The sequence below is a fragment of the Bordetella sp. BOR01 genome (assembly GCF_019218885.1).
GTDB lineage: Bacteria > Pseudomonadota > Gammaproteobacteria > Burkholderiales > Burkholderiaceae_B > Bordetella_A.
Map to the genome: position 1 here is coordinate 746,137 of NZ_JAHUWT010000001.1, position 13,731 is coordinate 759,867.

The window sequence follows — 13,731 nt, forward strand, 5'->3', positions numbered from 1 at the left end:
TGCGCCATGCCTGGGCCGTCGATTGTGGCATCTACGCCTGGGCCGTCCCGTCCACCCGCAAGGTGGAAGCGCGCAGCGCTTCGGGGGGGGCAATTTCAATGCACGGTGGGTGGGTCTTGTTCGGGCATCGGACGGGCCGGGGCGAACAGGCCCGAGCAATCGACCGCATCGAACTTGTAGGGCTTGCCGCAGAAGTCGCAGGTGACGCGCACGCTGCCTTGCTCGGCCAGGATATCTTCGACCTCGCGCTCGCCCAGGGTGCGCAGCATGCCCGCCACGCGCTCGCGCGTGCACGTGCAGTGCCAGCGTACCGGGATGGGCTCGAAGGCAATCAGTGTTTCTTCCCAGTACAGCCGGTGGATCAGCGTATCGATATCGGCACGCACCAGTTCATCGGGTTCGAGCGTGTCGGCCAGCAGGGTGGCACGCGCCAGCGTGTCGGCGGTACTTTCGGCGCGCGCCGCGCCGCCCTGGTCGGGCAGGCGCTGCACCAGCAGGCCGGCAGCGTACTGATCGCCAGCCTGCAGCCACAGCCGCGTGTCGAGCTGCTCGGACGCCTTCATGTAGTGCTGCAGGGCTTGCGCCACGGTCTCGCCTTCCAGGGGCACGATACCCTGGTAGGTCTGCTGGCCCGGCACCTTGCGGCGGGGGTCCAGTACCACGATGAAACGGCCCTGGCCATCGGCATTGAGCAGGCTTTGCATGCTGCCGTCGGCTGGCACTTCATGGCCTTCGCGTACTTTCACGGTGGCGCGCAGGCTCAGGTCGGACTGGCATTCGACCACCACCAGGGCGATCGGGCCGCCACCCTGGATCTGCAGCACCAGCGAGCCCTCGAACTTGATGTTGGCTGCCAGCAAGGCCGCGGCCGCCATGAGTTCGCCCAGCAGGCGCTGGACGGCGGGCGGGTACTGGTGGTTTTCCTGCGCATCCAGCCAGGTCTGGTGCAACCGCACGGCCTGGACCCGCACCGAGCGGTCTTCGAACAGGTATTTCTTGAGTTGATCGGTCATGGGGGAATGTTAGCCGATCGCCTGGTCCGGGCGGCGTCAGCCTATGCGCTTGAGTGCCTGCTTGTAGTGTTGCGCGCGCGTTTCGTAGTGGCGGGTATTCTCGTGCATGCCGGCGATTTCTTCGGCTGTCAGCTCGCGCACCACCTTGCCGATGCCGATGACCAGCGAATTGTCCGGAATGACCCGGCCTTCGGGGATGATGGCACCGGCGCCCACCAGGCAATTGCGCCCGACCACGGCATTATTCAGCACAATGGCCTGCATGCCGATCAGGGCGCCCTCGTGGATGGTGCAGCCGTGCAGCATGGCCTGGTGCCCCACGGTGACGCCGGGCCCGATGGTCATCGGACAGCCTTCGTCGACGTGCAGCACGCTCGATTCCTGGATGTTGCTGCCTGCCTGGATGACGATGGGGGCGTTGTCGCCCCGTATTGCCACGTGCGACCAGATGCTGACGCCGGCCTGCAGGGTGACATTGCCGATGATGTCGGCGCTGTCGGCGATGTACACGCTGGGGTCGATGACAGGGGTATGGACGTCAAGCTGGTAAATGGGCATGCAGCGGTCTCCGGTATGCAATCAAGCCTGGGCGGCCGCGGCCCGCGCTTCTTCGCGCTGGCGCAGCACCCTGCGCTGGATTTTACCGGTGGTGGTCATGGGAAGTTCGTCGATGAACTCGATTTCCTTCGGGTACTCGTAGGGCGCCAGGCGGTTGCGCACGTGTTCTTGCAGGGCCTGGATAAGCTGGGCGGGGTCGTGGCTGGCGTATTCGGGGGTCAGCACCACGTAGGCCTTGACCAGCGCGCCGCGCTCGGCGTCGGGCTTGGGCACGACCGCGGCATTGGCCACGGCATCGTGGCCCAGCAGGCAGTTTTCGATTTCACCCGGGCCGATGCGATAGCCGGCCGACTTGAAGACGTCGTCGGCGCGGCCGGCGTACCACAGGTAGCCGTCGGCATCGATGCTGGCCAGGTCGCCGGTACGGCACCAGTCGCCCGTGAACTTGGCCTGGGTGGCCGCCTCGTTGCGCCAATAACCCAGGAACAGGATGGGATCGGGGAAACCGTGGATGTCGAGCCGGTTCAGGGCGATTTCGCCGGTTGCACCCGCCGCCACCGGCTGGCCGGCATCGTCGATCACTGCCACCTGGTGGCCCGGGTACGGCCGCCCCATGCTGCCCGGCTTGGCCGGCCAGCGCTGGCGGCTATTGCCCACCAGGTAATTCATTTCAGTCTGGCCGAACATCTCGTTGGGCGTGATGCCCAGCGCCGAGCGGCACCATTCGAACACGGTTTCGCCCACGCTCTCGCCGGCGCTCATGATGGCGCGCAAGGCCAGCCGGTAACGGCTGGCCGGCTCGGGCACGGCCTTCATCATCATCTTGAGCGCGGTCGGGAACAGGAAGGTATTGGTGACCCGGTAGCGCTCCATGAGCTCGAAGGCCCGCTCGGGCGTGAAGCGTCCGCGCGTGCCCACGATGGGGTGGCCGAAATACAGGGTGGGCAGCAGGGCATCCATCATGCCGCCCGTCCAGGCCCAGTCGGCCGGCGTCCAGAATACGTCGTTGGGCTTGGGAAACCAGTCTTGCGATGCCACGAAGCCGGGCAGGTTGCCGATCAGGACGCTATGGGGCAGCAGGGCACCCTTCGGCGCGCCGGTGGTGCCCGAGGTATAGAGCAGGATGGCCGGGTCCGAGGCACGCGTCAGCACGGGCTTGAAGTCGCCAGGCTGGCGGGCCAGCAGGCTGCGCCAGGGCAGGACGCGCTCGTCGGCGAAGCCGATGCCGATGATCTGGTGCAGGTTGGGGCAGTTCTCGCTGACGGCCAGCAAATTGGCGCTCGAGGCGTAATCCACGATGGCGACGCGGGCATCCGCATCGCGCAAGCGGGTTTCCAGGGCCTCGGGCCCGAATAGCGACGACAGGGGTACGACCACGGCACCTACGCTGTAGATGGCCATGTGCGCCACGGCGGTTTCCGGACGTTGTCCCAAAACCACACCGATCCGGTCGCCGCGCTCGACGCCCATTTTTACCAAGCCATTGGCCAGCTGGTTGGCCGCTTCCGACAGGCGCGCGTATGTCCAGACTTCGCGGTTGCCGGCTTCGTCTTCGTAATAAATGGCAATACGCCGCGCGTCCGAACTGCTGGCCGCCCAGCGGTGGCAGCAAGCTTCCGCAATATTGAATTGGGTCGGCACGAGCCAGCGGAATGATTGGTAGAGCGCCTGATATTGGTCGTTCATGGCCCTATGTTGTAAGCGCGCCGGCGACTGTCCCTGGGAATGCCGCCTGGGACCGGGATGCCCCAAGTGCAAGCATGACCTAGAGGGCGGCGAACTGCAACATTCCCGTGCCGCTAACGGGGACGTATAAGGGTTTTTACGGGTGCTTGCCCTGGCGGCGCAAGGCCGAGGGCAGTGCCGGCAGAGACAGGGGCCGCCGCGAGCGTCCCGAGCCGGCGCTGGCCTCGCGCCGGGCATGCTCCGCGCTCCAGTCCAGCAGCGTCAATTGGCCGTCATGCGACTCGGCCAGGGCCGACAGGCTCTCGACCCAATCGCCGTCGTTGCAGTACAGCACGCCGCCCACGTCGCGCAATTCGGGCTTATGGATGTGGCCGCAGACCACGCCGTCCAGTCCGCGCCGCCGGGCTTCGCCAGCCAGGGCTTCCTCGAAGTCGGTAATGAATGCCACGGCATTCTTGACCTTGTGCTTCAGGTATTGCGACAGCGACCAATAATGCAGGCCCAGGCGATGCCTCAGGCGGTTGAAGTGGTGGTTCAGCCACAGGGCCGACTGGTACAGCGTGTCGCCCAGGTGGGCCAGCCACTTGCTGTGCTGGATCACGCCGTCGAACTGGTCGCCGTGCAGCACCAGCAGGCGCTGCCCGCGCGCCGTGACGTGTACGTCTTCATCCAGGATCTCGATGTCGCCGAACGCGTAGCCGATGAACTCGCGCGCGAATTCATCGTGGTTGCCCGGTACGAACACGACCCGGGTACCGTTGCGGGCCTTGCGCAGGATGCGCTGCACCACGTCATTGTGGGCACGCGGCCAGTGCCAGTGCTTGCGCAGTTGCCAGCCGTCGATGATGTCGCCGACCAAGTACAGGGTGTCGGACTCGTTCTGTTCCAGGAAGTCCAGCAAGAATTCCGCCTTGCACCCGGCTGTGCCCAGGTGCAGGTCGGAAATCCAGAGCGTGCGCCAATGGGTAGGGCGGATTTCGGTCACGTGGGCATCCCTCGGGGCGGTCGTCATGCCCAGGGATGTAACCATCCCGCCGTGACGCCTGCATGACTACGGGATGACGCTGTTGTGACCGATGCGTCCCTGTGGCCGTTTCAGGCCTTGCGCGGCGGCGCGTCGCGCAAGCGGGTGCCCAGCAGCCGGTCATGCAGGAATTGGCCGTCGCGATCGAACCATGACCAGACGAAAATGGTGAACGGCGCGGCCACGATGAACATGTCCATTGATTTCCAGCCTGTGGCGGCCGACGCCGCGCCCACGATAGCCGCCCCCACCAGCACGAGAGGCCAGGCCAGCACGTAGCGCGCCACCAGGCGCAGCATCGAGGGCGGCCGGCCATCGCGGTCGACCAACTGGATGTTCCAGGTCTTCATGGGCAAGGTCTGGCCCTTGCGGCGCCAGCACAACACAAAATAGGCGCCGATGGCCAGGAACAGCCAGGCCTGGCGCGCATGGCGCAGCATCAGCGCATGTTTGCTCTGAGTCAGGGTGTCGAACAGGTAGCCGGCCAGGAAGACTACGCCAAACAACAGTACGGCTTCGTACATCATGCAGGCAAAACGGCGTAGCCGGCTGGGCGTCAAGAGGGGGTGGGCGTCGATCATGGGGGCGTATTATCCCGCATCCGCGCCGCCGCCATGTGCCTCGCTGGCGTAGGGCGGACCAGGAAAAAAAAAACCCACCGTTGCGGGTGGGTCTTAAAAGGGGCTGTAGCAGCCCCCAAGGGGAAATCGGTACGTTACGCGGGTGCGGCCCGGCCGTCAGGCGGCCGAATGCGCGGCCTTGGCGCCGGCTTCGCGGGCAACCACGGACTTGATACCCTTGCCCAGCTTGCGCAGGCCAGAGACCAAGGCGCGCATGGGGCGGGGGCGGAATTGTTCTTCGATGGCTTGCAACATTAGCTGACGCTCGAGTTCGTCGGTCAGGCGGATGGTGGAATTGACATTGATCACGATGTTTCCAGGACTTGCTCTTGCGTAGACTTGCGTAAATTTGAGGTTCTAGATCGGGTTTATGCAACTAGATCTATGAACGTCTAGGGTTAACCCGAATTTTAGGGTTAACCCTGAATTTATGCAAGTGCCTGGTGCATTGTGCGCATTCTTGGAGCCGATAATGCGCCACTTGGGCGCCGTGTTGCTTGATAGCCACGATAGCGGCGCAGTATTGCGGCTTTTTTACAACGAAAGAATCAAGACCGTTCGCGATAGCCCGCGGCCACCAGTTCGAAGCCGAACAGGCGGCAATCCAGCGCGCCATTGTGCAGCGGGATGCGGCGCAGCGGCTTCAGGCGCAGTTGCTGAGGCAGGGTACGGTCGCTTGAGATGACGTGCAGTTGCCAGTTGGCGAATTCTCGCTTCAGGTGCGCCGACCAGGCGCGCCACAAGTCGTCGTCTTCGGCCGGCATGCGTTCGCCATAGGGCGGGTTGGTGACGATCCAGCCGTGGTCGGCAGGGGGCGGCACCTGGCGGGCATCGCCCACTTCGAAGCGAATGGTGTCGGCCGTCAGCCAGGCCCGTTCGGCATTGTTGTGCGCGTATTCGATCGCCAGGGGGTCCAGGTCGTAGCCCACCAGCGGGGCGTCCAGGCCGGGCAGGATGCGCGCGCGCGCGTCGTCTTTCAGGTCGTGCCAGCGGCGCGGGTCGTGGCCGCGCAGGCGCTCGAAGCCAAACGGGCGCGAAATACCGGGGGGTACGCCCAGCGCGATCCAGGCGGCTTCGATCAGGATGGTGCCGCTGCCGCAGAACGGGTCCAGCAGTGGCGCGGCGGGATCCCAGCCGGCCAGTGCCAGCATGCCGGCGGCCAGGTTTTCGCGCAGCGGCGCCTCGCCCTTGTCCAGGCGCCAGCCACGCTTGAACAGCGATTCGCCCGACGTGTCCAGGTACAGCGTGGCGGTATGGCCGGTCAGGAACAGGTGCACGCGCGCGTCGGGCCGCACGGTATCGATGTTGGGCCGTTCGCCTTCCAGGTCGCGCAGGCGGTCGCAGATGCCGTCCTTGGCGCGCAGGTTGCAGTAGTGCAGGCTTTGTACCGGGCTCTTGATGGCCGAGGTGTCCACCCGCAAGGTTTGCTCTGCGCCGAACCAACGTTCCCAGGGCACACTGCGCGCCAGGTCGAGGATGTCGTCTTCGTGCGAGATCTCGTCGTGGGCCACCTGGACCAGGACGCGCGTGGCCAGGCGCGAATACAGGTTGGCGCGCTGGATGCCTGGCCAGTCGGCACTGAAGTGGCAGCCGGCCCGGCCGGCCTGCGCGTCGGCAAAGCCCAGGGCCTGCATTTCTGCCGTCAGGGCTTCTTCCAGGCCTTGGGGGCAGGGGGAGAACACCTCGAATGTCTCGGCTTCGCGTGGGGGGCGCGGCATGCGGCGGCGCATCGTGTCGTCGCGTGGCGCGTCGAATTCGGGGGGCGCGGGCAAGGGGGCAGGGGCGGCGGCCGGGGCGGGCGCGGCGGGTTGCCGTCGGCGGTCGGCCTGTTCTTTAAGGCGCTCGGACTGCGCGGCCGTACGTGCGCGCGCACCGCTGCGGGTACGCTTGGCGCCTTCGCCGCTTGCGTGGGCGTCGCGCGCCGTTTTCTTGACCGTCAGCGTCTTGCGGCGGCCTTGTTCATCAGAGGACATACGGATCCAGGCCAGGGGCCGGGTAGGTGGTCAGAAGGGCTTGAGCACTACCAGCAGCACCACCACCACCAGCAACAAGACGGGAATTTCGTTGAACCAGCGGTAGAACTTGTGAGACCGAGTGTTGCGGCCTTGCTCGAACTTGCGCAGCATGACGCCACAGGCGTGATGGTAGCCGATGATGAGCAGCACGAAGAACAGCTTGGCATGCATCCAGCCATTGCCAGGACCCATGCCGATGCCGTAGCCGACATACAGCCACAGGCCCAGCGCCACGGCGACGATGGCCAGCATGGTGGTGAAGCGATACAGGCGGCGGGCCATCCCGACCAGACAGGACTGCACGGCCGGGTCGGACTGCTGCGCCAGGTTCACGTACAGCCGGGGCAGGTAGAACAGCCCGGCGAACCACGACGCGATGAATACGATGTGAAAGGCCTTTACCCAAAGCATGCTGCGTCCGATACGGCAAAGTGATGCCCGCATTGTAGTCAAGGATGGCGGCAGGCTGCCTGGTTTGTTTGTCGAGTCCCTGCGGCGCCCTGCCGTTGCTTCGACTTTACTCGGACAGAGTCCCGCCTGCCCGAGCGCCGCAGGACGGGGCTGGAAAGCAAAACCCCTGCGCGGCGCAAAAATTGGCCCCCGGCTAGATCACGTACAAATCCACGTACTCATGTACGGGCATGGCCTCCAGGGTTTTCTGGTCGAGCGATGCGTCGAGGATGCGCGCCTGCTGCCGGGCCGGGAAGATGCGCGCCAGATTGGTGCGGAACTTGGCTTCCAGCAGCGGGATGCCGTCTTTGCGGCGGCGCTTGTGGCCGATCGGGTATTCGCAGACGATCTCGTCGAACTGGGTGCCGTCATTGAGTTCCACCGTCAGCGCATTGGCGATCGAGCGCTTGTCGGGATCGTGATAGTCGCGCGTGTAGGCCGGGTCCTCGACGCAGACGATCTTGTCGCGCAGCGCGTCGATGCGCGGATCGCGGGCGATCTCGTCTTCGTAGTCGGCAGCCGTCAGCCGTCCGAACAGCACCGGCACCGCCACCATGTACTGAATGCAGTGGTCACGGTCGGCGGGGTTGTTCAGGGGGCCTTTCTTGTCGATGATGCGGATGCACGCTTCGTGCGTGCGGATGGTTATGCGTTGGATGTCCTGGGCCGACTTGCCAGCCGCCTTGAGCCTGGCGTGGATCTCCATGGCGCATTCCACCGCAGTCTGCGAGTGGAACTCGGCCGGGAACGAGATCTTGAACAGCACGTTTTCCATCACGTAGCTGCCATAGGGCCGCTGGAACTTGAACGGTTGCCCCTTGAACAGCACGTCGTAGAAGCCCCAGGTCTTGGCGCTGAGCACCGAGGGGTAGCCCATTTCACCGGTACGGGCAATCAGCGCCAGGCGCACGGCGCGGCTGGTGGCGTCGCCCGCTGCCCAGCTCTTGCGGCTGCCGGTATTGGGGGTATGGCGATAGGTGCGCAAGCTTTGCCCGTCGACCCAGGCCAGCGACACGGCATTGATGGTTTCTTCGCGGCTCAGGCCCAGCATCTGCGCGACCACGGCGGTCGAAGCCACCTTGACCAGCACGACGTGGTCCAGGCCGACCTTGTTGAATGAATTCTCAAGCGCGATGCAGCCCTGGATTTCGTGCGCCTTGATCATGCCGGTGAGCACATCGCGCATCGTCAGCGGTGCCTTGCCGGCCGCCACGGCGTTGCGCGACAGCCAGTCGGCCGTGGCCAGGATGCCTCCCAGGTTGTCCGACGGATGGCCCCATTCGGCGGCCAGCCAGGTGTCGTTGAAATCGAGCCAGCGGATCATGGCGCCGATATTGAAGGCGGCCTGTACCGGGTCGAGCTGGAACTGCGTGCCTGGCACTTTGGCGCCGTTGGGCACCATGGTGCCGGGCACGATGGGGCCCAGCAGCTTGCGGCAGGCGGGGTATTCCAGCGCTTCCAGGCCGCAGCCCAGCGTGTCGATCAGGCAGTTGCGGGCCGTTTCGTAGGCCAGGCCGCTCTTGATTTCGTAGCCCAGGACATAGTCGACGATGTCGACCAGGACCTGATCCGGGTCGGGGCGGACGTTGGAGACGGGGGTAGACATGGTGGGCTCCTGGGATTGTTGACAATCTGGCTTCACAAACACAGTTTAGCTATAATTTGGCAGGTAATAACACAGTGATTGTCGACATGACGACCAAAATCCTGACATTGCCGGTGTCCCCGGGCGAGGCGGAAACGCTGTCGGACCACGTCTTCCGCAAGATCCAGTCGGCCATCGTCAAGGGCGAGATCGCGCCTGGCAGCAAGATGTCCGAGCCCGAACTGGCGCGCACCTACGGTATCAGCCGCGGCCCGCTGCGTGAAGCCATCCACCGGCTCGAGGGCCAGCGGCTGCTGGTGCGCGTCCCCCACGTGGGCGCGCGGGTGGTGGCGCTTAGCCAGCAAGAATTGTGCGAGCTCTACCAGATCCGCGAATCCCTGGAAGGCATGGCCTGTCGCCTGGCCGCCGAACGCATGACGCCGGCGGTGGCCGGCGAGCTGCGCAGCGTGCTCGAGGCGCACGAGCGCGACGAGGCCTTCCAGGCCGGGCGCGGCTACTACCAGCAGGAAGGCGACTACGATTTCCACTACCGCATCGTGCAGGCCAGCGGCAACCAGATGCTGATCCGCATGCTTTGCGACGAACTCTACCAACTGGCGCGCATGTACCGCATCCAGTATTCGGCCACGCCCAATCGCCCCCGCCAGGCGTACGCCGAGCATCATCGCATTCTCGACGCCATCGCCGATGGCGACGGCGAATTGGCGGAACTCCTGATGCGCAGGCACATCCGCGCATCGCGTCTCAACATTGAACATCAGATCGCGCAGGGCAACCTGCAGCGCACCGAGGCATGAACATCAAATACCGCAAGCCCCTGCCCGGCACCAGCCTGGACTACTTCGACATGCGCGCCGCCGTAGAGGCGATCGCGCCTGGCGCCTATGACGGCCTGCCCTATACCTCTCGGGTACTGGCCGAAAACCTGGTGCGCCGCTGCGATCCGTCGCTGCTCGACGATGCGCTGCGGCAACTGATCGAGCGCCGCCGCGACCTTGATTTCCCGTGGTTTCCGGCCCGCGTGGTGTGCCACGACATTCTCGGGCAGACCGCGCTGGTGGATCTTGCCGGCCTGCGCGATGCTATCGCGGACAAGGGCGGCGACCCGGCCAAGGTGAACCCGGTGGTTCCGGTGCAGCTGATTGTCGACCACTCGCTGGCGGTCGAGCACGGCGGCTTCGAGCCCGATGCGTTCGAGAAAAACCGCGCTGTGGAAGATCGACGCAACGAAGACCGCTTCCACTTCATCGACTGGACCCGCGAGGCGTTCCGCAATGTCGATGTGGTGCCGCCGGGCAACGGCATCATGCACCAGATCAACCTCGAGCGCATGTCGCCGGTCATCCATGCCCAGGACGGCGTGGCCTATCCGGACACGCTGGTGGGCACCGACAGCCACACCCCGCACGTCGATGCGCTGGGCGTGCTCGCCGTCGGGGTGGGCGGCCTGGAAGCCGAAAGCGTCATGCTGGGCCGCGCTTCCTGGATGCGCCTGCCGGACATCGTGGGCGTCGAACTGACGGGCCGCCGCCAGCCGGGCATCACCGCCACCGACATCGTGCTGACCCTGACCGAATTCCTGCGCAAGGAAAAAGTCGTGGGCGCCTACCTGGAATTCTTTGGCGAGGGCGCAGCCAGCCTGACGCTGGGCGACCGCGCCACCATCTCGAACATGGCGCCGGAATACGGCGCCACGGCGGCGATGTTCTCGATCGACCAGCAGACCATCGACTACCTGAAGCTGACTGGCCGCGACGACGCGCAGGTGCGGCTGGTGGAAACCTATGCCAAGGCCGCCGGCCTGTGGTCCGACAGCCTGGATCAGGTGCAGTTCGAGCGCGTGCTGCGATTCGATTTGTCCAGCGTGGTGCGCACGCTGGCCGGGCCGTCCAACCCGCACCGCCGGCTGCCCGTGGCCGACCTGGCCGAGCGCGGTATCGCCGGCCCTGCCGAGATCCAGCCCGGCCTGATGCCCGACGGGGCGGTGATCATCGCCGCCATCACCAGTTGCACCAACACCAGCAATCCTCGCAACGTCATCGCGGCGGGCCTGCTGGCGCGCAATGCCAACCGCGCGGGCCTGACCCGCAAACCCTGGGTGAAGACCTCGCTTGCTCCCGGGTCGAAGGCGGTATCGCTGTACCTGGATGAAGCCGGCCTGACCACCGAGCTCGAGCAACTGGGCTTCGGCGTCGTCGCCTTTGCCTGTACCACCTGCAACGGCATGTCCGGCGCGCTGGACCCGAAAATCCAGCAAGAGATCATCGATCGCGACCTGTATTCCACCGCTGTGCTGTCGGGCAACCGCAACTTCGACGGGCGCATCCACCCCTATGCCAAGCAAGCCTTCCTGGCCTCGCCGCCGCTGGTCGTGGCCTACGCGATCGCCGGCACCATCCGCTTCGACATCGAGCAGGACGTGCTGGGCACCGACACCAGCGGCAAGCCGGTACGCCTGAAAGACATCTGGCCCAGCGACGAAGAGATCGACGAGGTGGTCGCCTCGGCCGTCAAGCCGGATCATTTCCGCAAGGTCTACGAGCCCATGTTCGGTATCCGGGACCAGCGCCGCGAGGCGGTCAGCCCGCTTTACCAGTGGCGCCCCACCAGCACGTATATTCGCCGTCCCCCGTACTGGGAAGGCGCGCTGGCTGGCGCGTGCACCCTGCGAGGCATGCGTCCGCTTGCGCTGCTGGGCGACAACATCACAACCGACCATCTCTCGCCGTCCAACGCCATCTTGCTCGATAGCGCAGCCGGCGAGTACCTGGCGAAAATGGGCTTGCCCGAAGAAGACTTCAATTCCTACGCCACCCACCGGGGCGACCACCTGACCGCGCAGCGCGCCACCTTTGCGAATCCCAAGCTGTACAACGAAATGGTGCGCGACGCGGCTGGCGGCGTGAGGCAGGGGTCGCTGGCGCGTGTCGAACCGGAAGGCAAGGTGATGCGCATGTGGGAAGCCATCGAAACCTACATGCAACGCAAGCAGCCGCTGATCATCGTCGCGGGCGCCGACTACGGCCAGGGTTCCTCGCGCGACTGGGCTGCCAAGGGCGTGCGCCTGGCCGGCGTAGAGGCCATCGCCGCCGAAGGCTTCGAGCGTATCCACCGCACCAACCTGATCGGCATGGGCGTGCTGCCGCTGGAATTCAAGCCCGGCACCAACCGTACGACGCTGGCGCTGGATGGCACTGAAACCTACGACGTCGTGGGCGAGCGCCGCCCGCGCGCCGACCTGACGCTGGTCGTGCACCGCCAGGACGGACAGGCTGTGGAAGTGCCCGTGACCTGCCGCCTGGATACCGCCGAAGAAGTGTCGATCTACGAGGCCGGCGGTGTGTTGCAACGTTTCGCGCAAGACTTCCTCGAAGCCCAGTCCGCGGGCGCCGCCCGCAAGGCAGGCTGATTCTTACCCGCAAGCGCAGCGCCGCATGGGCGCTGCGTATTTCCGATATCCAGTTTTCAGGACGGCATCATGGCCCAAGCACCCCAGATCAGGATTCCCGCCACCTATATGCGCGGCGGCACGAGCAAAGGCGTGTTCTTCAAGCTGACAGACCTGCCCGAGGCGGCCCAGGTACCCGGCCCCGACCGCGATGCGCTGCTGCTGCGCGTGATCGGCAGCCCCGACCCGTACGGCAAGCAGATCGACGGCATGGGCGGGGCAACTTCCAGCACCAGCAAGACAGTCATTCTTTCCCGGAGCCGTCGTCCGGACCACGATGTGGACTACCTGTTTGGCCAGGTATCCATCGACCAGCCGTTCGTGGACTGGAGCGGCAATTGCGGTAACTTGTCCGCCGCGGTCGGCCCTTTTGCTATCGCCAATGGCCTGGTCGATCCGCAGCGGGTGCCCGAAAACGGCGTGGCTATCGTGCGGATCTGGCAAGCCAATATCAGCAAGACCATCATTGCCCACGTACCCATGTCCGGCGGCGTGGTGCAAGAGACGGGCGACTTCGAACTGGACGGCGTGACCTTCCCGGCCGCCGAGGTGCGTCTCGAATTCATAGATCCGGCCGAAGCCGGGGAAGAGGGCGGTTCGATGTTTCCCACCGGCAACCTGGTGGACGAGCTCGAGGTGCCGGGCGTGGGCACTTTCAAGGCCACTTTCATCAATTCCGGCATCCCCGCCATCTTTCTTGACGCCGCGGCGCTGGGCTATACCGGTACCGAGCTGCAGAACGACATTAACGACGATCCTGCCGCGCTGGCGCGCTTCGAGGCCATCCGGGCCCACGGCGCGGTGCGTATGGGCCTGATCGGTTCGGTGCAAGAGGCCACCGGCCGCCAGCACACGCCCAAGGTTGCTTTCGTGGCCAGGCCGGCGGGCTACGTCGCCTCCAGCGGCAAGCCGATTGACGCGAGCGATGTCGACGTACTGGTGCGCGCCCTGTCGATGGGCAAGCTGCATCACGCCATGATGGGCGCGGCCTCGGTGGCCATCGCCACGGCGGCCGCGGTGCCTGGCACGCTGGTCAACCTGGCCGCGGGTGGCGGCGAGCGCGACGGCGTGCGCTTCGGCCACCCGTCGGGCACGCTGCGCGTGGGCGCGCAGGCGAGTTTGGTCGATGGCCAGTGGACAGTCACCAAGGCCGTCATGTCGCGCAGCGCCCGCGTGATGATGGAAGGTTGGGTGCGGGTACCGTGGGCACCGGGCGCTGCGAAATAAGGCGCACGGCATGCCGGGTATCAGACACCGAGGCGGGACGGGGCTGCACACAGCAGTGTCTGGCACCTAACGGAGCCAGGCACC

General features: G+C 65.4%; 12 protein-coding genes. 3 read left to right on the top strand and 9 right to left on the bottom strand.

The features are described 5' to 3' along the window. Window positions 1-95 precede the first annotated feature (95 nt). The 9 genes from hslO to KW845_RS03620 form a co-directional block, all read right to left on the bottom strand. A complete protein-coding gene (gene hslO / locus KW845_RS03580) occupies window positions 96-1,013 on the bottom strand; it encodes an Hsp33 family molecular chaperone HslO (RefSeq protein ID WP_218367792.1) in 918 nt (305 codons plus the stop codon). Between the two features lie 36 nt (window positions 1,014-1,049). Further along, complete coding sequence (locus tag KW845_RS03585) at window positions 1,050-1,571, bottom strand: gamma carbonic anhydrase family protein (RefSeq protein ID WP_218367793.1); 522 nt, start codon at window positions 1,569-1,571, stop codon at window positions 1,050-1,052. Between the two features lie 21 nt (window positions 1,572-1,592). Then, complete coding sequence (locus tag KW845_RS03590) at window positions 1,593-3,257, bottom strand: acyl-CoA synthetase (protein WP_218367794.1); 1,665 nt, start codon at window positions 3,255-3,257, stop codon at window positions 1,593-1,595. A 136-nt stretch (window positions 3,258-3,393) separates the two neighbouring features. Beyond that, on the bottom strand, window positions 3,394-4,269 hold the full coding sequence (locus tag KW845_RS03595; protein ID WP_218367795.1) for a UDP-2,3-diacylglucosamine diphosphatase: 876 nt from the start codon (window positions 4,267-4,269) through the stop codon (window positions 3,394-3,396). Window positions 4,270-4,352: 83 nt separating this feature from the next. After that, entirely contained in the window at window positions 4,353-4,862 is a 510-nt protein-coding gene (locus KW845_RS03600; RefSeq protein ID WP_218367796.1) for an RDD family protein, read from the bottom strand. Between the two features lie 156 nt (window positions 4,863-5,018). After that, window positions 5,019-5,210, bottom strand: coding sequence for a hypothetical protein (locus tag KW845_RS03605; protein ID WP_218367797.1), 192 nt, complete (start codon window positions 5,208-5,210; stop codon window positions 5,019-5,021). Window positions 5,211-5,449: 239 nt separating this feature from the next. After that, the gene (locus KW845_RS03610; RefSeq protein WP_218367798.1) at window positions 5,450-6,874 is read right to left on the bottom strand and encodes a class I SAM-dependent RNA methyltransferase; all 1,425 of its coding nucleotides are present in this window, start codon (window positions 6,872-6,874) and stop codon (window positions 5,450-5,452) included. 30 nt (window positions 6,875-6,904) lie between these two features. Then, on the bottom strand, window positions 6,905-7,327 hold the full coding sequence (locus tag KW845_RS03615) for a CopD family protein (RefSeq protein WP_218367799.1): 423 nt from the start codon (window positions 7,325-7,327) through the stop codon (window positions 6,905-6,907). 193 nt (window positions 7,328-7,520) lie between these two features. Then, window positions 7,521-8,972 carry a bifunctional 2-methylcitrate dehydratase/aconitate hydratase gene (locus tag KW845_RS03620; RefSeq protein ID WP_218367800.1) on the bottom strand — a complete coding sequence of 484 codons (1,452 nt, stop codon included), beginning with the start codon at window positions 8,970-8,972 and terminating at the stop codon, window positions 7,521-7,523. An 86-nt stretch (window positions 8,973-9,058) separates the two neighbouring features. Here KW845_RS03620 and KW845_RS03625 point away from each other — a divergent pair, with 86 nt between their 5' ends. The 3 genes from KW845_RS03625 to prpF all read left to right on the top strand — a co-directional run bounded on the left by KW845_RS03625 (window position 9,059) and on the right by prpF (window position 13,647). Then, complete coding sequence (locus KW845_RS03625; protein WP_218367801.1) at window positions 9,059-9,769, top strand: GntR family transcriptional regulator; 711 nt, start codon at window positions 9,059-9,061, stop codon at window positions 9,767-9,769. Further along, window positions 9,766-12,381 (top strand): Fe/S-dependent 2-methylisocitrate dehydratase AcnD, encoded by a 2,616-nt coding sequence (gene acnD / locus KW845_RS03630; RefSeq protein ID WP_218367802.1) that lies wholly within the window; start codon window positions 9,766-9,768, stop codon window positions 12,379-12,381. The genes KW845_RS03625 and acnD overlap by 4 nt, the downstream gene beginning before the upstream one ends. A 69-nt stretch (window positions 12,382-12,450) precedes the next feature. Further along, window positions 12,451-13,647 (top strand): 2-methylaconitate cis-trans isomerase PrpF, encoded by a 1,197-nt coding sequence (prpF, locus tag KW845_RS03635; RefSeq protein WP_218367803.1) that lies wholly within the window; start codon window positions 12,451-12,453, stop codon window positions 13,645-13,647. Window positions 13,648-13,731 lie beyond the last annotated feature (84 nt).

Bases quoted from the DNA above. Each gene is read 5' to 3' on its own strand.
- hslO (WP_218367792.1), bottom strand. From the start codon at position 1,013: ATGACCGATCAACTCAAGAAATACCTGTTCGAAGACCGCTCGGTGCGG.
- KW845_RS03585 (WP_218367793.1), bottom strand. From the start codon at position 1,571: ATGCCCATTTACCAGCTTGACGTCCATACCCCTGTCATCGACCCCAGC.
- KW845_RS03590 (WP_218367794.1), bottom strand. From the start codon at position 3,257: ATGAACGACCAATATCAGGCGCTCTACCAATCATTCCGCTGGCTCGTG.
- KW845_RS03595 (WP_218367795.1), bottom strand. From the start codon at position 4,269: ATGACGACCGCCCCGAGGGATGCCCACGTGACCGAAATCCGCCCTACC.
- KW845_RS03600 (WP_218367796.1), bottom strand. From the start codon at position 4,862: ATGATCGACGCCCACCCCCTCTTGACGCCCAGCCGGCTACGCCGTTTT.
- KW845_RS03610 (WP_218367798.1), bottom strand. From the start codon at position 6,874: ATGTCCTCTGATGAACAAGGCCGCCGCAAGACGCTGACGGTCAAGAAA.
- KW845_RS03615 (WP_218367799.1), bottom strand. From the start codon at position 7,327: ATGCTTTGGGTAAAGGCCTTTCACATCGTATTCATCGCGTCGTGGTTC.
- KW845_RS03620 (WP_218367800.1), bottom strand. From the start codon at position 8,972: ATGTCTACCCCCGTCTCCAACGTCCGCCCCGACCCGGATCAGGTCCTG.
- KW845_RS03625 (WP_218367801.1), top strand. From the start codon at position 9,059: ATGACGACCAAAATCCTGACATTGCCGGTGTCCCCGGGCGAGGCGGAA.
- acnD (WP_218367802.1), top strand. From the start codon at position 9,766: ATGAACATCAAATACCGCAAGCCCCTGCCCGGCACCAGCCTGGACTAC.
- prpF (WP_218367803.1), top strand. From the start codon at position 12,451: ATGGCCCAAGCACCCCAGATCAGGATTCCCGCCACCTATATGCGCGGC.